At 49.0% G+C, this 18,822-nt stretch carries 14 protein-coding genes, 2 tRNA genes and 1 pseudogene; 4 read left to right on the plus strand and 13 right to left on the minus strand.

Translation table 11 applies throughout. The features are described from left to right. Nucleotides 1-2 precede the first annotated feature (2 nt). The 5 genes and pseudogenes from infB to scpB form a co-directional block, all read right to left on the minus strand. Entirely contained in the window at nucleotides 3-3,101 is a 3,099-nt protein-coding gene (gene infB, locus IE074_RS03625) for a translation initiation factor IF-2 (RefSeq protein WP_189384093.1), read from the minus strand. Nucleotides 3,102-3,176: 75 nt separating this feature from the next. After that, nucleotides 3,177-4,661 (minus strand): transcription termination factor NusA, encoded by a 1,485-nt coding sequence (gene nusA / locus IE074_RS03630; protein ID WP_189384094.1) that lies wholly within the window; start codon nucleotides 4,659-4,661, stop codon nucleotides 3,177-3,179. Then, nucleotides 4,658-5,140: a ribosome maturation factor RimP gene (gene rimP / locus IE074_RS03635; protein WP_189384095.1), complete on the minus strand. Its 483-nt coding sequence runs from the start codon at nucleotides 5,138-5,140 to the stop codon at nucleotides 4,658-4,660. The genes nusA and rimP overlap by 4 nt, the downstream gene beginning before the upstream one ends. Nucleotides 5,141-5,347: 207 nt before the next feature. After that, nucleotides 5,348-6,886 carry a 23S rRNA pseudouridine(2605) synthase RluB gene (gene rluB, locus IE074_RS03640; RefSeq protein WP_189384096.1) on the minus strand — a complete coding sequence of 513 codons (1,539 nt, stop codon included), beginning with the start codon at nucleotides 6,884-6,886 and terminating at the stop codon, nucleotides 5,348-5,350. A 148-nt stretch (nucleotides 6,887-7,034) separates the two neighbouring features. Then, nucleotides 7,035-7,691 (minus strand): annotated as a pseudogene (gene scpB / locus IE074_RS03645) (SMC-Scp complex subunit ScpB); the annotation flags it as partial. 82 nt (nucleotides 7,692-7,773) lie between these two features. Here scpB and IE074_RS03650 point away from each other — a divergent pair. Together IE074_RS03650 and IE074_RS03655 are read left to right on the plus strand one after the other, a co-directional pair. Next, nucleotides 7,774-7,850, plus strand: a tRNA-Met gene (locus IE074_RS03650). Nucleotides 7,851-8,102: 252 nt separating this feature from the next. Next, nucleotides 8,103-8,179: transfer RNA gene (locus tag IE074_RS03655), tRNA-Met, on the plus strand. Between the two features lie 181 nt (nucleotides 8,180-8,360). Here the strand turns inward: IE074_RS03655 and IE074_RS14955 are convergent. Both IE074_RS14955 and IE074_RS03660 read right to left on the minus strand, forming a co-directional pair. Continuing rightward, nucleotides 8,361-8,483 carry a hypothetical protein gene (locus tag IE074_RS14955; RefSeq protein ID WP_268247303.1) on the minus strand — a complete coding sequence of 41 codons (123 nt, stop codon included), beginning with the start codon at nucleotides 8,481-8,483 and terminating at the stop codon, nucleotides 8,361-8,363. 92 nt (nucleotides 8,484-8,575) lie between these two features. Further along, nucleotides 8,576-9,592: a CobW family GTP-binding protein gene (locus IE074_RS03660; RefSeq protein ID WP_189384098.1), complete on the minus strand. Its 1,017-nt coding sequence runs from the start codon at nucleotides 9,590-9,592 to the stop codon at nucleotides 8,576-8,578. Nucleotide 9,593: 1 nt separating this feature from the next. On the opposite strand from IE074_RS03660, the gene IE074_RS03665 reads away from it, so the two are divergent. Then, a complete protein-coding gene (locus IE074_RS03665; protein WP_189384099.1) occupies nucleotides 9,594-10,730 on the plus strand; it encodes a GNAT family N-acetyltransferase in 1,137 nt (378 codons plus the stop codon). 23 nt (nucleotides 10,731-10,753) lie between these two features. On the opposite strand, the gene phaR is transcribed toward IE074_RS03665, so the two are convergent. The 5 genes from phaR to IE074_RS03690 form a co-directional block, all read right to left on the minus strand. Further along, complete coding sequence (phaR, locus tag IE074_RS03670; protein WP_189384100.1) at nucleotides 10,754-11,314, minus strand: polyhydroxyalkanoate synthesis repressor PhaR; 561 nt, start codon at nucleotides 11,312-11,314, stop codon at nucleotides 10,754-10,756. A 53-nt stretch (nucleotides 11,315-11,367) separates the two neighbouring features. Beyond that, a complete protein-coding gene (gene phbB, locus IE074_RS03675; RefSeq protein ID WP_189384101.1) occupies nucleotides 11,368-12,105 on the minus strand; it encodes an acetoacetyl-CoA reductase in 738 nt (245 codons plus the stop codon). Between the two features lie 43 nt (nucleotides 12,106-12,148). After that, nucleotides 12,149-13,738 carry a PHA/PHB synthase family protein gene (locus tag IE074_RS03680; protein ID WP_229793870.1) on the minus strand — a complete coding sequence of 530 codons (1,590 nt, stop codon included), beginning with the start codon at nucleotides 13,736-13,738 and terminating at the stop codon, nucleotides 12,149-12,151. A gap of 169 nt (nucleotides 13,739-13,907) precedes the next feature. Next, entirely contained in the window at nucleotides 13,908-14,702 is a 795-nt protein-coding gene (gene pgeF, locus IE074_RS03685) for a peptidoglycan editing factor PgeF (RefSeq protein WP_189384102.1), read from the minus strand. Then, nucleotides 14,699-15,670, minus strand: coding sequence for an RluA family pseudouridine synthase (locus IE074_RS03690; RefSeq protein WP_189384103.1), 972 nt, complete (start codon nucleotides 15,668-15,670; stop codon nucleotides 14,699-14,701). Before IE074_RS03690 ends, pgeF begins: the two co-directional genes overlap by 4 nt. A gap of 85 nt (nucleotides 15,671-15,755) precedes the next feature. Here IE074_RS03690 and IE074_RS03695 point away from each other — a divergent pair, with 85 nt between their 5' ends. Beyond that, complete coding sequence (locus IE074_RS03695; protein WP_189384104.1) at nucleotides 15,756-16,583, plus strand: outer membrane protein assembly factor BamD; 828 nt, start codon at nucleotides 15,756-15,758, stop codon at nucleotides 16,581-16,583. A 96-nt stretch (nucleotides 16,584-16,679) separates the two neighbouring features. Here IE074_RS03695 and yoaA read toward each other — a convergent pair whose 3' ends face one another. Then, nucleotides 16,680-18,722 (minus strand): DNA repair helicase YoaA, encoded by a 2,043-nt coding sequence (gene yoaA / locus IE074_RS03700; protein ID WP_189384105.1) that lies wholly within the window; start codon nucleotides 18,720-18,722, stop codon nucleotides 16,680-16,682. Nucleotides 18,723-18,822 lie beyond the last annotated feature (100 nt).

Consider the following 18,822-nt stretch of genomic DNA (forward strand, 5'->3'; position numbering starts at 1 on the left):
ATTTACAGCGTACGGGCAATTTCTTTGATTTCGAAGATCTCAAGCTGATCGCCCACTTCAATATCATTGTTGCCCTTTAAGGTGATGCCGCAATCGAAACCGGCTTTGACTTCTTTGGCATCATCCTTGAAGCGTTTGAGGGAGTCGATATAACCGGCCCAGATAACCACATGATTGCGCAGCAGGCGCACTTGCGAATCCCGGCGTACCATTCCATCAGTAACCATACATCCGGCCACTTTACCAATACGGGAAATACTGTAAACCTCGCGAATTTCAACCATACCAATAACTTCTTCGCGTTTTTCGGGTGCCAGCATACCTGACATGGCACTTTTCACTTCATCTACCGCATCATAAATAATGTTGTAGTAGCGAATATCAATGCCATTGGATTCGGCCAGCTTTTTCGCACTTTGGTCTGCACGTACGTTGAAGCCAATAATAACTGCATTGGATGCAATCGCCAGGTTCACGTCGCTTTCAGAGATCCCACCCACTGCGGCATGTACAACCCGTACCCGGATTTCATCGGTAGACAGCTTGACCAGTGATTGAACCAGCGCTTCCTGAGAACCCTGAACATCGGTTTTAATGATGAGTTCAAGCGTTTGCATGCCTTCGCCAATGTTATCAAACATGGACTCGAGCTTGGCGGCCTGCTGGCGCGCCAGTTTCACGTCACGGAATTTACCCTGACGGAACAAGGCAATTTCACGTGCCTTGCGCTCATCAATAACCACCTGGACTTCGTCACCCGCGGCCGGCACATCAGACAAACCCTGGATTTCGACAGGTACGGATGGGCCCGCTTTTGGAATGTTTTTACCTGTTTCATCAAGCATGGCACGTACACGACCATAACTTGCCCCAACCAGAATGGCATCACCACGTTTTAACGTACCACTTTGCACCAGAATAGTGGCAACAGGACCACGTCCCTTGTCAAGACTGGATTCAATCACAACACCTTTGGCAGGGGCATCAACCGGGGCTTTCAACTCAAGCACTTCGGCTTGCAACAGTACGTTTTCAATGAGGTCATCAATACCGAAACCGGTTTTGGCGGATACGGGCACAAATGGCACATCACCACCGTACTCTTCAGGCACCACTTCCTCGGCAACCAACTCCTGTTTCACGCGCTCGGGGTTGGCTTCGGGTTTATCCACCTTGTTAATGGCCACAACCATAGGCACACCGGCCGCCTTGGCATGGTGAATGGCTTCACGCGTTTGCGGCATAACGCCGTCATCTGCGGCCACCACCAGAATAACAATATCAGTTGCCTGGGCGCCACGTGCACGCATGGCAGTAAACGCCTCGTGTCCGGGTGTATCAAGGAAGGTGGCTACACCAGCTTCGGTTTTAACGCGGTAAGCACCAATATGTTGGGTAATGCCACCTGCTTCACCCACGGCCACTTTGGCACGGCGGATATAGTCAAGCAGGGAGGTTTTACCATGGTCAACGTGTCCCATCACGGTAACAACCGGGGCACGCGGAAGCAATTCAACATCGATGCTTTCGGCGCTTTCATCAAGGAATGCCTCGGGATCGTCGAGTTTGGCTGCAATGGCATGATGACCCAATTCTTCAACCACGATCATGGCCGTTTCCTGGTCAAGAATCTGGTTAATGGTAACCATTTGACCCATTTTCATTAACAGCTTGATAACTTCTGCTGCCTTGACTGACATTTTATGGGCCAGATCTGCAACTGAAATGGTTTCAGGCACATGTACATCACGGGCAATAAATTCTGGTGCTGCCGGCTCTTTGACTTGCTGTGGCTGATTCCTGCGATTGTTTTTGGAGCTGCCACGACCGCCGCCGGCACGCCATCCCTCTTCCTGAGCCTTGGCAGGTGCTGCAGCCCGCTTCTCGACGGGCTTTTTACCACGGGATCCATCAGTCCAATTGCTGTCACGATCAGTTTTTTTGGCGCCAGCAACAGGTTTGACTTCTTTCTTGACCGTTTTCTTGGCCGCTTCAGTTCCTTCAGCAGCGGCAGGTGCCGCACGCAATACTTTGCGAGGACGGTTAAGCATATCACGCAATGCAGCCGCCTCCGCTTCGGCCTGACGACGCGCTTCTTCACGCGCGGCAGTTTCCACCGGCTCACGTCTTGGCTCTGCTACAGGCTTTTTATTTCGGATATTCATATCTTTATTGACAGCCGGTGCGGCTATGGGCGCCTTGCCCCTGACCACTTCGTTTCTGCCGCCCTGCTTAGCCTGGGATGACTTTTGATCAGCCGGTCGTGATGTCTTTCCATCACGCTGTTCATTGACACGGCCTGATTCTGGAGATTTGTTTTTAACCGTCGACGCCTGGGCTGGTTTCTGATCAGCCTTTACTGAAGCAGACGGCACATTTTTGGATTCAGTATGCACTTCTTTTTTCTCAACCTGTTGAGATGTGATTGATGATTCTTCCGTTAAGACGGAGGATTGTTGAACTTGCGGCTGAGGTATACCGTCAGGCTCTGTGGATTTCACTTCTTTTGCCACACTGTCAGCAACGGGTTCTGGCTGCTGCAGTGTTGCCTGAACAGCGCCAGGCACCGTTTCAGGAGATGCGTTGGCGGTTGATTGGGCACTATCTTGCGGCGCGTTTTGCAATTGTACCGCTTCAGTAGCGACTTTCGCAGCAGAAGTTTGTGCAACCGATACATTTTCTTCTTTTTGCACAATTTCTTTTTGGCCTGCAACGACTTCAGGCTGTGTTTTTACTGCCTGATCAGGCGCTGTTACCTGAGCCACAGACGTGACTGCCTCTGCGACAGCTTCTTTACCTTCGGCAATATCACGCTTGACAAAAACCCGTTTTTTACGAACTTCTACCGGAATGGTACGAGAGCGCCCGGAACTATCCGCCTGACGGATTTCTGACGTTTCACGACGTGTTACCGTAATTTTCTTACCCTCTTTTGCACCATGCGCACGGCGAAGGGAATCCAGTAGCTTGGCTTTATCGCTCTCGGTGACATTATCCTCTACAGAATTCACATTTACACCTGCAGCACGAAGCTGTTCAAGCAACATATTCGCAGGCAATTTCAGTTCGACGGCAAACTGGGCAACAGTAATACTGGGCATTAGGCTCTCTCTTCCCTTTCACAACAATTCAATAACATTCAATAGGCAATCTGATTAAAACTGTAGATATGAAGATCAGTTTTCATCTTCATCAAACCAGTGGGCCCGTGCCTTGATAATCAATTCACCAGCCTCTTCTTCTGACAAGCCGGTAATTTCCGACAATTCATCGGTAGACAACTCGGCCAGGTCATCGCGTGTCTGAACACCACCTTCGGCCAGCTTTGCAATAAGCGCCGGTGTCAGCCCCTCAAGATCCAACAGATCCTGGGCGGTTTCAACCCGTTCTTCCTGCACGATGGCTTCGGTCAACAAAGCAGTACGGGCACGGTTACGCAATTCGTTGACGGTATCCTCATCGAAACCTTCAATTTCAAGCAACTCCTGAATAGGCACATAAGCCACTTCTTCCAGACCGGTAAAGCCTTCATCAATAAGGATATCTGCCATTTCTTCATCAACATCCAGTTTCTCGATGAATGTGGCACGCATTTCCGCACGCTCTTCATCCTGCCGGTTGCGATTTTCTTCGGGCGTCATGATATTGATTTGCCAGCCGGTCAGATCAGAGGCCAGCCTTACGTTCTGACCTTTGGAACCAATGGCCTTAGGCAAGTTCTCAGCATCAACCACGACATCCATGGCGTGTTTTTCTTCATCGACAAGAATGGATTCTACATTGGCAGGCGCCAGGGCACCAATCACGAACTCGGCCGGATCATCTGCCCACAGCACAATATCCACTTGCTCGCCACCCAGTTCATTACGAACCGCAGTAACACGCGAACCACGCATACCTACACAAGTTCCAATTGGATCAATTCTTTTGTCATAGGCTACCACGGCAATTTTGGCACGCATACCAGGATCACGGGCTGCCGCCTTGATTTCAAGCAATCCCTGCTCGATCTCGGGAACTTCATTTTCAAACAGTTCACGAATAAACTCGGGTGCCGTGCGGGACAGAATGATTTGCTGGTTACGGGCAGTACGGTCTACCTTGGCCACCCATGCACGAACACGATCACCAACCCGCAGATTTTCCTTGGGAATCATTTCGCTGCGAGGAAGCCGGGCCTCTATTTTTCCGGTTTCAATAATGGCATCGCCTTTATCAAGGCGCTTGACCGTACCGGCAATAATGCTTTCCCCACGATCAAGAAAGTCATTAAGAACCTGTTCGCGTTCGGCATCACGGATTTTTTGCAGGATAGCCTGTTTGGCAGCCTGCGCACCAATACGACCAAACTCAACGGGTTCAAGGGGCTCTTCAATGTATTCGCCCTCCTGAACCCCAGGCTTGATCTCTTGGGCTTCGCTAAACAGTTCCTGACGATCAGGTTCCTGCAAACCAGCCTCATCGGGCACGACGAGCCAGCGACGGTAGCCTTCATGCGTACCCGTAGCCCGATCTATCGTTACACGAATATCAGCATCTTCTTTAAAACGTTTTTTCATGGCTGAGGCCAACGCACTCTCAAGCGCACTAAAAACCACTTCACGTGTCACATTTTTTTCACGTGCTAACGCATCAACCAATAGAAGAATTTCGCGACTCATCGCTTTTTACCCTTGAAATCAAGAACCGGATCAAGTTTTGCCTTTTCAACATCTTCAAATGCAAAAACAATGACTTGAGTTTCGTTCTTTTTAACATCAAATTCCAGACAGAATTGACCTGTCTGCGTTCCATCAGAAGCTGTTTCCTGTGACAAAATACCGGTAAAGGCTTTGCGATTATCTACAGCTTCACGTAATTTAATTTCCACCCGTTCACCGGCAAACCGTTTGAAGTCGGCTAGCGTACGCAATGGACGATCTACACCTGGCGAACCGACCTCAAGACGTTTATAGTCAATATTTTCAACTTCAAACACCCGCGACAATTGGCGAGAAACCTGCTCACAGTCCTCAATTCGCACGCCATCTTCACGATCTATGGTTACGCGCAGCAACCCGAACGCGGCACGCTCGACATCAACCAGCTCGACCCCAAGGCCAGCTATCGCTTGTTCAGTAAGAGTATATAAATCAGCCATACAATAAAAAAATGGGCTTTTACAGCCCATTGTTTACAAAAACACCGGTTTGATCCAACAACCCTTGTTTTTATATATTCGTTCCATAAACCAATTGCATTCTTTTTAAAAAAGAAAATTACAACTAGACAACCTGTGATTATATCAAAAAACCCGACACTTTGCTAAGTATTTGATATTTTACCAACAAAACAACATCGTTACAGCCTATCGACCGCCTCTGCCACGACCTACAAAACCCAACCTGGACTCATGGGCCGCCACACCTTTGGGCTGCCAATCATCTTTATTACGAGCCGTTCCCCGGGCCTTGTGCCCCCCTTCAGGACGGGCAACAGCCTCCTGCTTGGCACGCGTGTTTTTTCTGGGGGAGTCTTTAGAATAACCCCCCCCTTCATTACGCGGTTGATTGGTTTTGCGATTATACAAACCACCAGGACGAGCGGGTTTACGCTGCCCATTACCCGCCGCCCTTCCATACGAGGAGGGACCAAAACCCAAATCAGGAACAGCAGATTCAAACCCCGGTGGCATGGCATTATCATGCGATATCGGCTGACGCTCACGCCCTTTACCAGACACCGAGTCATCATCAGCCTTCATGAGACCCAGACGAACCATCAAGGCCACTACCAATGAAGAATCCAATTCTTCCCAGCGCCCACGACGCAGGCTCCTTGGCAGGACAACTTCCCCAAAACGTGTACGAATCAGACGACTGACCGTCACACCTACAGCCTCGAACATGCGACGAACCTCACGATTACGGCCTTCCTGAATCGTGACGCGATACCAGCGATTACTGCCTTCACCGCCAATATGTTCCATAACCCCAAACGCTGCCATGCCGTCATCCAACTGAATACCCTTGGTCAAGGACTCTATCTGCCCGGCACCCAATTCACCCAAAACACGAACCGCATACTCACGCTCGTTACCATAACGCGGATGCATGAACCGATTGGCCAAATCACCAGAGGTGGTAAATATCAGCAAGCCTTCGGTATTCAAATCAAGACGCCCGACTGACACCCATTTCCCCGTCCGCATCTTGGGCAGTCGCGAGAACACGGTGGCACGTCCCTCAGGATCATCATGACTGACAATTTCTCCGGCGGGTTTATGATATAAAATCACACGGGGCGGGCGTTTGGCATTGGGACGGGCAACCAGGCGTCCATTAACACGAACCGCATCATTCATACCAACCCGCTGGCCAATATGCGCAGGCTCACCATTAACGGAAACGCGCCCGGCAATAATCAACTCTTCCATTTCACGACGCGAACCCACACCCGCATCCGCCAAAACCTTGTGCAACTTGGGCATGACCGCATCACTGGTCAGATACTTACCCAAACGCTGCTCAAGTTTTGCCGATTTATCCAGAAACGCCAGGGCATTATTTGATTCATTTTCATCAAACACCTGATCATCATTCACCAACTCTGGCAAAGACACATCCTGTGCCGGCCGGTTTGCCGCAGACTTGCGAGCCACCGGTTTGCGTTTGCCTGTGGCAGCCCCGCTCTTGACGGCTGGCTTGCGTGTTCGTTTTGCGGGCACCGGAACGTTTTCCGTTTGCTCTGCCGCAACTGTTTTTTCTTTTTTGGTTTCGATTGCTGCATCAGCACGCCTGCGCCTGAATGGCGTACGCAATTTACGACCCTTGCTTTTCACTTGAGTTGAGTCGGGCTGCGCCTCACCTCCCGCGACAATCGTGACGGTTTCCGTTACTGTATTCATATATTTGCTTATTTGACCTTCTTCCGAAAGCACTTTGAATTAAAGTGGTCTTAGTGATTTACCATTAATAAACACTGACAAGTAAAAACTTGCATTTGCCAGCGTTTTTCACTTAAATGTTTATTGCTTTTTAACCATTATTGACAATTTGCCCACACTCGGGGACAACTGCCGTGTCAGGATTTGATTCCGCAACTGGCGACTGCTCATGACTGCCATTTTCTTCCTGACTTTCCTCAAGAGGAAACAGGCCGGCAAGTTTATCTCCGGCAGCCAGAAGCACCTCTCCCTCAGAGGCCAAACCAGGCAATTCATCCAGCGCTTTTAATCCCAGATCATCTAAAAATTGTTTTGTGGTCCCAAGCAAGGCCGGTCTTCCAGGTGCATCCCGATGACCCAACACCTCTATCCAGCCACGCTCTTCTAAAGTTTTAATGATTTGGGAAGAAACCGTTACACCGCGAATATCTTCTATGTCGCCCCGTGTAACCGGTTGACGCCAGGCAATAATTGCCAATGTTTCCAAAACCGCCCTTGAATATTTAGGTGGTTTTTCTGGATTAAGGCGTTCTAAATACTTTTGCATTTGTGGACGACTTTGAAAACGCCACCCACTAGCCAATTGCGCTAATTCTAAACCTTTATTTGACCATGCGTCTTGCAAATTTAACAATTGTTGCTTAATTACATCAATTTTTACCTCATCCGACTCTGCAAACAATTTTGCCAGATCAGATACCCTCATTGGTTGCTGAGCACACAATAGCGCGGCCTCCAATACATTGCGTATTAAATGTTCATCCATGGTTCAGTAAGTGGTTTGTTATTAAAATCAGGTAAACGGCTTGCATTATTATAGCAGGTAGACTACTATTATATTCTTCAGACGCGGGGTGGAGCAGTCTGGCAGCTCGTCGGGCTCATAACCCGAAGGTCGTAGGTTCAAATCCTGCCCCCGCAACCAGATTTAAAAACGCCTGTTTCTTTATTGAAACAGGCGTTTTTGCTATTTGTCCTGTTTTTAGCGATTATAAGCCATCTTTTGTAATTGTCCGCCCCTCCCTATTTAATCAACCTGCACACTTCATTATCCGCACATAAATCCAAAATCCAGAATAAAACCACTATAAAACCACTAATTTGTAACAAATATGTAAAATTAATGGAAAACACTTGCTTGTTTATGTCAATTAGGGTTATTATTTAACTCTTCAGACGCGGGGTGGAGCAGTCTGGCAGCTCGTCGGGCTCATAACCCGAAGGTCGTAGGTTCAAATCCTGCCCCCGCAACCAGATAAATCAAGGACTTACCGTATTTTCGGCAAGTCCTTTTTTTATTGAATCAATTTATTGCCGCATTTTATCTATTCCTGATTTCCCTTTCTTTTATCCGGAAGCCGATACATTAACAGGCACCAGACCATAGCGCTGCATTACCTCCATCAATCTGCCTTTATCCCGAGGTCCGCCTGCATTAACAATGTCGGCTATTTCCTGAAAATACCGAGGGCCAATAATCCGCCTCTTGAAGATAACGAATTTCAAGCTGCCCTACCCGGATAAGATTGGCATCTTTTGACTGTTTATGTAGAGTCATGACAGATCCCCTGTAAAATGTTTTTTACAACTCTATTTTATTTGTTTTTTACATAAAACAGAGAAAACCTTATCTTTGGAATGAATTGCATATTAAGACACATTGAAAAGCGTCCTGTCCTCTTCCTGCCAATATCCTTTTTTAATAATCAATACCACACATGGCGTGGTACTGTCAGGCTCCTGCGGTTCAATATCCAATACCTCAAACGAAGAACGCTGCTGATGCACGCCATGCACATGGTAAAAACGATCATCACCTGCAAACTGCACCACTGCTTTCATTCTTAACAGGGCAGTACCATATTTTTCCGCAATGGCGTCCAGTGCGGCAATAAAACGCCCTCTTTTTAGCGCTTGCCCAAAAGTAAGGGTAATGACATCCACATCGGTATGGCTTGCCTGTGGCTTTAATGACGGCCGGCCGGCGGTTTGCCAACGCACTCCAAAAGCAGGCAGTTTTTGTTTGCCTTGCTGCTTCAAGGCAGCCAAAACACCAAAAAGATCTTCCGCCTCTTCGAGGTCTGACTTGCTTGACACCGGAACACCCATGGCAATCGCCTTAATCCGTTTTTTTAAAGCGGGCACCTTTTCAGGACATATATCTTCTTTAGACAACAACACCACATCAGCCGCCAGCAATTGGCTTAACCATTCGGGGTTATCCTGCCGTTGCTGTTCGGCATGACAGCTGTCCACCACACATAAGACACCGGCATTGTAAAAACGTTCTTTCAGAAAGAAATCATGCTTTAAAGTAAAAACAATGGAAGACGGATCAGCCAGGCCAGAAGTTTCAATAATGACATGGCTGAATGCGGGAATTTTCTTTTGCATGGCCTGCATGAACAGTTCACGCAGCGTCTGGCTCAGGTCTGCGTGCAGCTGGCAACACAGGCAGCCACCTTCAAGCAGCACAAGCCGGGAACTTAAGTGCCTGTAGATAAGATGATCGAGCCCAATCCTGCCTATTTCATTGACGATAACCGCAACCCGCCCTGCATCAGGCCGTTTTAACAATTGCCTGATAAAATGACTTTTACCACTCCCCAGGAATCCGGTAATTACCGTGACTCCTATTCCCTGTTCACCCGTGCTGTACTGACTCATTATGTCCCAAAAACTGCAGATTTCGATACTAGACTCACCCTCAGACCTGAAGGCGGACACATGGCAGTCATTCTGCCAGAAAAACCCCTTTACCGGTCCCGATTTCCTGCAAACACTGCACTCCAGCACCTGCGTGGCACCGGAATATGGGTGGCATGCCCGGTATTTATACCTTCAAGACGAACACCAAACGCCTTTGGGACTCATGCCGCTTTATGTAAAAACCCATTCACGTGGTGAATTTGTTTTTGATATGGCATGGGCCAATGCCTTTGAACGTCATGGTTTGGCGTATTACCCCAAACTGGTTTGCAGTATTCCTTTTACCCCCGTTACGGGACCCAGGCTCTTATCCAACAACCAGCAACACAAACGGATTCTGGCTGAACAGGCCATTGAAGTAGCCAAAAAAATGGGCGTTTCCTCTCTTCATGTCCTGTTTCCCAACCACGAAGATTTAAACATTCTTCGTGAATGCGGCTATATGATCAGGGAAGACGTGCAATTCCATTGGGAAAACCGGGGTTATGAAAGTTTTGAGGATTTCCTGAAGCAGCTGAATTATGACAAACGCAAAAAAATACGCCAGGATCGCAAGAAAGTACTGGCCGCCGGCGTCAGCTTCAGACATTTGCGTGGCAGTGATATAAGCCCGGAAACGCTGGATTTTTTTATTTCCTGCTACCAAAACACCTACTACGAACGTGGCCGCGCCCCTTACCTGAATCGGGAATTTTTCCATTCATACCTGCAAAAATGTCCGGACAATATCCTATTGATACTTGCCATTAAAAACGGCCAATCCGTTGCCTGCGCCCTGAATATTATTGGCGATGAAACCGTTTATGGCCGCTATTGGGGAGCGCATGAATTTATTCCCGGCCTGCATTTTGAGACCTGTTATATGCAAAGCATCGAGTTTTGCATTGAACATGAATTCCGTTATTTTGAGGGTGGTGCCCAAGGGGAGCATAAGCTGGCACGTGGTTTACTGCCAGTTACCACCTATTCAGCACACTGGATTGCCAGACAAGATTTTGCAGCGGCAATTGAAGCGTTTTTGGATGTTGAAAGTCGCCAGGTTGGAAAATATGTTGACATGCTGGCAACACATTCCCCATTCAGGCAAACCGGTTGAATGAACCAAAGGGCTGACCACCCTTATTTCTTCTCTTTATCTTGTGGTGTGACAAAAGGAAAAGCCCCAAACATATTTTGGGTCTGGTTTTGCATTTGCTCTTGCATTTGCACAAACAGGTTCTTGGACTGTTCCACGTAATTACTCATGGCATTATTCAGTACAGGGGCCTGAATATTCATGAATTGTGCCCAGGCATCGGGACTGAACTGCGACCCATACATACTCTTTGATTGATCAGCCAGCCGTTCCTGGATATCAACAAAAGCCTGCATGTTTTTTTCAAGGTATGTACCCATTACCCCCTGCATGGCATTGCCATAAAACCGAATAATGTGCTCTAGCATGGTGGAACTGAACATAGGCACCCCGCCGCCTTCAAGCTCAAGAATGATTTGCAGCAAAATGCTTCGGGTGATATCTTCGCTGGTTTTGGCATCCAGAACTTGAAACTTGACGTTATCAAGCACCAGTTTTCTGACATCGGCCAGGGTAATGTAAGTGCTGGATTCGGTGTCGTAAAGCCGGCGATTGGGGTATTTTTTAATAATGCGTGTTTGACCGGTTTCTGGTGAATTTATCATAATAATTTATATAAAGAAGTGTACAACCCCACCCGCAAGGGTGGGGCAAGGAATTACCCCATATGCAAGCCACCGTTTACCGAGAAGTCGGCGCCGGTACTGAAGCCGGCATCTTCCGAAGCCAGCCACGCCACCATTGATGCGATTTCTTCGGGTGTACCCAAACGGCGAACGGGAATGGTGCCCACAATCTGTTCCAGTATTTCGGGACGAATGGCACGAACCATTTCAGTACCGATATAACCCGGAGAAACGGTATTGACCGTTACACCGCGACTGGCCACTTCCTGGGCAAGCGCCATGGTAAAGCCATGAATACCCGCTTTGGCCGTTGAGTAATTGGTTTGGCCAAACTGGCCTTTTTGTCCGTTAACCGAACTGATATTGATAATACGGCCCCAACGTTTTTCGTACATGTGCTCAATCACCTGCTTGGTGACATTGAACAGGCTGTTCAAGTTGGTATCCATAACCATTTTCCAGTCTTCAAGGCTCATTTTACGGAAAACGCCATCACGGGTAATACCGGCATTATTAACCAGAACGTCAACAGGACCGTGCTCTTTTTTTACTTTTTCAAAAGCGGCAACGGTTGAATCCCAGTCGGCAACGTTACCGGAAGAAGCAAAAAACTTGTACCCCAACGCCGCCTGCTCGTCGATCCATTTCTGGGCATTTCGGTTAGGCCCGCAGCCTGCTATAACCTTAAAACCTTCTTTGTGTAAACGCTGGCAAATAGAGGTTCCGATACCACCCATTCCACCTGTTACATATGCAATTTTCTGACTCATAAGATCTCCGGATTTTTTATTGACTCATTTACAAATATTAATACTATACTGCCTTAACTTTTACATATTTTCCGGGTGCCGCCTCTAACTCAGGGTAACTCCCATTACCCGCGGTTTTCTTTGCCCGTACTTTCTTGCCGGCATGAGAAGCCAGCCATTCAGACCAGTCTGGCCACCAGCTGCCCTGAACCTGGGTAGTGTTACCAAACCATTCACTGCTAACCGGAAAGCCCTGCTCTGCCTCTGCATTGGAAACCCAGTAATTACGCTTGTTTTTAACAGGCGGGTTGATGACCCCCGCAATATGACCCGATGCGCCCAAGACAAACCGTTTGGGTCCTTGCAGGATATGTGTGGATGCATAAGCAGAATCCCAGGGCACAATATGATCTTCTTTAGACGCATATATATACACAGGCATATCCAGCAGCCCAAGATCAACGGGCGTACCTGTAATGTTGATGTAATTAGGCTTTTTGAGGTTATTTTCAAGGTAAGTATTACGGAAATACCAGGTAAAGAAAGGTCCTGGCAAATTGGTACCGTCGGCATTCCAGTAAAGCAGGTCGAATGCGGCGGGTGATTGCCCTTTCAGGTAATTGTTAACCACATAATTCCAGACCAGCTCATTGGGGCGCAAAAAAGAAAAGGTCGTGCCCAATTCAGCGGCCGTCAGCAAACCACCCTGCCCCAATTGCTGCTCGCGCACCGAGGCATGCGCCTCGTCCACAAATACATCCATGACACCGGTATTTTCAAAATCAAGGAAGGTGGTTAACAGGGTTAATGCTGCCACCGGATCCTGACCACGTTTACGGGCAACGGCCAAAGCACATGCCAGCATGGTTCCGCCAACACAAAACCCAAGCGCATTGATTTTGTTTTGCCCGGAAATTTCAGACACGACTGAAATAGCCTTTAATACGCCATTTTCAATGTAATCTTCCCAACTGGCATTTTGAATGTCATCTTTGTCTTCCGGAAGAGGGTTGCGCCAGGATATCAGGAATACGGTATGACCTTGGGCAACGGTATAGGCCACCAGTGAATTGTCGGGTTGCAGATCAAGAATGTAGTATTTATTGATACAGGGCGGCACCATTAACAGAGGCGTTTCGTATACGGAAGGGGTTTGCGGTTTGTATTGAATGAGCTGGAAATACGGGTTTTCAAATACGACTGAACCCTCGGTAATCGCCAGGTTGCGGCCCACTTCAAAAACCGTTTCATCGGTTTGGCTAATACGCCCTTTTTGCATGTCATGCATTAAGTTTGCCATGCCTTTTTGCAACGATTCCCCCTGGGTTTCCTGAAAGGCTTTCAAAGCATCAGGATTTAGCGCAAAAAAATTGGATGGGGCAAAGGCATCCAGCCATTGCGTTACCGAAAACTTCAAACGTTCGCGACTGGCATCTGGAATTTCCAGTTGATCAACCCATTTATGCATCGTGCCGGCTGAAAGCAGATAAAGATGGGCCAGTGCAGAAAACTGTGGATTCTGTTGCCATGCCTCACTGCTGAAACGACGGTCTTTGACAGGAGGCAGGCTTCCCTGGGTGGCCTGCAACATAAGCTGCCTGAAACTTTCGGTAAACTCTGTTTGCAATTGCTGGATTTGCGCTGGATTTACCATTGGCATCATCCAAGGCATGTTTTTTGTAAATGAATCATACTTCATCGTTTTCGCCCCCCTTTTTAGTCCCGAAACACGTGACAACGTTTACTCACACTTATTTCTTTAAGATAAAGGAATAATCAAAGTTATTCAACCTTGTGAGAAAGAACGTTGTTTGGGGTAACACTTATGCCGGTGGTTTTACCTTCCACACAACAGTCACCATACGCCCCGTCTGACCCTGCCTTCGATATGAAAAAAAATGTTCCTGATCCGTGAAAGTACAAAATTTGCTTTCTTCAACAGCACTTGCACCATTTTTATTCAAACGGTAAACAGCAAGCCCCGACAAATCGGCCAGCCATTTTCCCGCATTACGTGGATGTGATCGAAAAAACAACGCCTGACTTTCATCACTCTTCATAAAAGCGTCATAAACCTCTTGACCAACTTCAAAAGCCTCAACCCCGATAGCCGGACCAATCCATGCCCGTAAACTTTTACGGGGGGCCTTGCTTCTCATTATTTCCAGGGTGTTCTCGAGCACACCATTAAGCAAACCCCGCCAGCCGGCATGGGCGACACCAATCACCTCGCCATTTTCCGAAGCCATGACAACCGGCAGGCAATCAGCCGTCATGATGGCAAGCACCCGGTTGTTTTCTGTCGTGACCGCGGCATCAGCCGTTATGGGCATATCAGTTGCATCAACCAGGTCAGCATCATACACGTCGGTGCCATGCACCTGTTCAAGCCACACCACGGGTCCTGGCAACAGACGCTGCAGCCGTTTCCTGTTTTGCTCAACGGCAAGCGGATCGTCCCCCGTATGCATGCCCATATTCAGAGAGTCATAAGGCGACTGGCTGACTCCCCCCTGACGGGTGGTGCAAAAATACCGCACACCGGGCCATTGCTGCCCCGTAACCGTCTTGTCCAATGCCGGATTTGCATTCCCATACCCCGCTTTCACACCTGTCATTGTGGTGCCTCTTCCCATTGAATATTGGCAATAACCTGCTGCATGTCTTGCGCCAGCGCGGACTCAAATTCACAAACCGTTTCGGTTTCGGGGTCGATGAATTGCAGCCGTCTTGCATGTAGCATTTGCCGCTGCGCCCCTGCCCATGGTTTGCCACCGTATAACTCATCGCCAAGAAGCGGATGCCCGATACTGGATAAGTGCACCCTGATTTGATGCGTGCGTCCGGTTTCAAGTTTGCAGCGTACCCATGACACGGATTTATCTTCCACCATACCCGATGCAAGCAGGGCATAGTGAGTCCGGGCTTCTTTGGGCGCAATGGGCCGGTCGGTTGACATCCGCACCGGTACTTTACGGTCGCGCCCTATCGGAGCGTCTATTATTCCCTGTGGCATAACCCTGCCCATCACCAGGGCAACGTATTCGCGACCCACTGTTCGGGCCTGCAATTGCCTCACCAGGTGGGTTTGTGCCTGTTCGGTACGGGCAACCACCAGAAGACCTGACGTATCCTTGTCGAGCCGGTGAACAATACCTGCACGTGGCACCTGCGACAACTCGGGAAAGCGGTAAAGCAGGCCATTTAGCAGGGTACCATGCCAATTGCCGGCCCCCGGATGGGTCACCAGCCCAGCGGGCTTTTCAACCACTATCCACTGACTGTTTTGCCCCAAAACCGTGAATTCAACCGGTTCTGGCGTGAACGCCAGGCTTTCTTCGGCAATGGGCTCCCAGACAGTGATAATGTCACTGGCTCCTACAATCTGCCTGACTTTACCCTGTTTTTCGTTTACAGTTACATATCCCGATTCTATCCAGGATTGCAGCCGGCTTCTTGAATGCTCGGGAATCAATTGTGCCAGTATCTTGTCAAGGCGATCACCCTTTACCGAAACCGGCACCCTGAAAATGCGTGGTTCTGTGTCAATAAATTCATCTTGTTGGGAAATTGTGGTATCAGACATGGATTAATAATCATATAATGTTGTGTCGCAATGCTAACATTGTGTGAACCGTTTTGGCCTTTAACTTACTGTAACCCATCTAATTATGCAAAAAAGTATTCTTCGTCACTCATTATTGGTGCTGTGTTCCCTGGCCTTGGCCGGGTGCAGTGGTGTGTTCAAGAGCCAGGAAGACAAAACACAAGGTTGGACAGCAGATCAGCTTTACCAGGAAGCCCGGGAAAACGTACGGGCGTCTGAGTGGAAAAGTGCCAGCCAGCACCTGAAAGCCGTGGAAACCCGCTTCCCTTATAGCAGCCAGGCCCAACAGGCACTTATTGACCAGGCGTATGTATACTGGAAAGATGACGAACCCGAACAGGCAACGGCGGCCATTAACCGTTTCCTTGCATTGTACCCCAACCATCCCGGCACCGATTACATGCTGTACCTTAAAGGCCTGGTTACCTTTACACCGCCCAGTGCATTCTTAAGCAGCTATACCGGTCAGGATCCCAGCGAACGGGACCCCAAAGGCCTGCGCCAGTCCTACCAGGCATTCAATGAGCTGATCAGCCGCTATCCCGACAGTCGTTACGCCCATGACGCGCGTTCCCGCCTTACCTGGCTGGTTAGCACCATTGCCGAAAATGAAGTTAACGTTGCCGAGTACTATTACAAACGGGATGCCTACGTAGCGGCCATTAATCGCAGCCAGGCGGTCATTCGTGATTTCTCGGGCGTTCAGGCAGCCGAGCGTGCCCTGTACATCATGATGAAGTCGTATGAAAAGCTGGGTATGAACGAACAGGCCAATGACGCCAAACGCGTGCTTGATCAAAACTTTCCCGAAAGCAAATTTTATGCGCAAGGTCTTGACGGCGACAAACACTGGACCGACATGTTCAAGCCTGCGTCATGGTTTGATAACTAATCAGGGAAACGGGTAAATTCAATACAAGCTTTCCAACCAGATTGGCAAAACCCCGGCAAATTGGCTTTTATGGCCAGTTTGCCGGGGTTTTTAAATTTAACTGGCCTCATCGGCCGGTGGTTTGGGTTTGGCAAAAAAGTCAACGGCCTCTTCCAAATAGCGGGTCCGGCTAAAGGAAGGCAACCCGCGCCAGAGCAATTTTCCATAAGGCTTCTCTACCAGCCTGCGGTCACCCACCATTAATACCCCCCAGTCACTTTCAGTACGAATAAGACGTCCAGCTCCCTGCTTCAGGGCAATCGCCGCGCCAGGTATCTGGTATTCAAAAAACGGGTTCCCCCCTTCCTCACGACACGCCTTGATACGCGCTTCCAGCACGGGATCATCGGGTGGGGCAAAAGGAAGTTTGTCGATAGCCACAAGGGTAAGGATATCCCCCGGAAAATCCACACCTTCCCAAAAACTGGCACTGCCAACCAGCACGGCATTGGCATGTTGCCTGAATCGCTGGATAAGTTGCCCGCGGGTGCTTTCCCCTTGCCTCATCACAGGACGGTCAATATCTTCCTTGTCAAACGCCTTGATCAGCAGATGAGCAAAATAATCAACCGCCCTGAGCGTGGTGCACAACACCAGGACGCCACCAGCCGTTGCCTTGATCAGGGGCAGCAATGTATCCACAAAGGCCTGGGCAAACTCGGGGGATTGGGTTTCAGGCAGATGGTTGGGCACATATAGCAAGGCCTTGTCTTTGTAATTGAAAGGCGATTCCCAGCGTTCGGTGCGGGCATTGTACAAACCCAGCTGCCTGGTGAAATGGGAAAAATCTTTATAAACGGAAAGCGTGGCCGAGGTAAAAACCCAGGCCTGGTCCGGTTTTTTATATCGGGCAAATGTATGCACCGACAAGGGAGCCGAATTCAGTCGCAAATGATGCAAGCCAAATTCCACCCACCTTACCAGCACTTCCTGCTGACGGGGTTTCTTATTGACAACCGCTGTTTTTTCATTTTTTTCATCAGAGTCAGGCTCTACCTCGGGCAAGGCACTGTGGGTCCAGCGATAAATTTTTGCCCTTAGCTCTGCACCACTTTTGGCGGCTGTCATCAAGTCCGGGTGCCGCTCTTGCACCGCCACCAGCATGCGAACCAGCTTATCCAGCTCGTCTTCCATATTGGCCAGTGCCTCGTTGAATTTTTCCGCTTCGGGTATTTGTTCGTAGGTGGCCCTTTTACCCGGCATTTTGTCTATGCCGGCAGCCACCAGACGCAAATCCTTCACATAGTATTCCACTTTTTTGCAGGCCTCGCTCCAGCGTGCCGAATCACGTGCCTGGGCCAGACAGGCCACCTCGGTGGTTTTCAGGAAATCCATGATTTGCGAGGTGGAAACCGTATCACCCATGAAGCGGGTGGCCGTATCGGGCAACTGGTGCGCCTCATCAAAAATGACGGTATCAGCGGCCGGCAGCAAATCGGCAATGCCCTCTTCTTTTAATACCAGGTCGGCAAAAAACAGGGCATGGTTAATCACCACGACATCGGCTTCCTGAGCATTGCGCCGTGCTTTAAGCAAAAAGCAGTCTTTAACAAAGGGACAATCCTGATTCAGGCAGTTCTCACGGGTGGAAGTGGCCCTGCCCCAGATATCGGCATCTTCGGGCACCTGGGCGCAATCGGTTTTGTCACCCGTATGGCTGCGGTCGGCAAATTGCCGGATATACCGAAGCTGCACGACCTCTTCTTTTGAACGCAGGGAACGGTCGTCCTGCTCCATCCGGCTTAAGTGATAATGGCAGACATAATTGCTTCGCCCCTTAAGCAGGGCAACATGAACCGGTACCGCCATGACTTTTTTCAGGCGTGGCACATCTTTGGTATACAGTTGGTCTTGCAAGGTACGGGTACCGGTTGACACAATAACCTTGCCACCCGACAAAAAAGCGGGCACCAGATAGGCCCAGGTTTTACCGGTACCGGTACCGGCTTCAGCAACCAGGACCGATTTGGCCTGAATGGTTTCATCAATGGCCTGTGCAAGCTGGATTTGCGCATCCCGCACCTTGTAACCCGGAATGGCACCGGAAAAAGGCCCCTCTTGCAGGAACCAATCGGATATATCAAAATCAAGAACTCGCACACGCTTTCCAAACAACAAAAAATAAAGGCAACCTGCCCAGACTCCATTTTAATGATAGTAACGAAGCTGCAGCACTTATCCACGCAAAGAGGACGAAATA

It is taken from the genome of Advenella faeciporci, assembly GCF_014652395.1.
In the GTDB taxonomy this organism is placed as follows: domain Bacteria; phylum Pseudomonadota; class Gammaproteobacteria; order Burkholderiales; family Burkholderiaceae_B; genus Advenella; species Advenella faeciporci.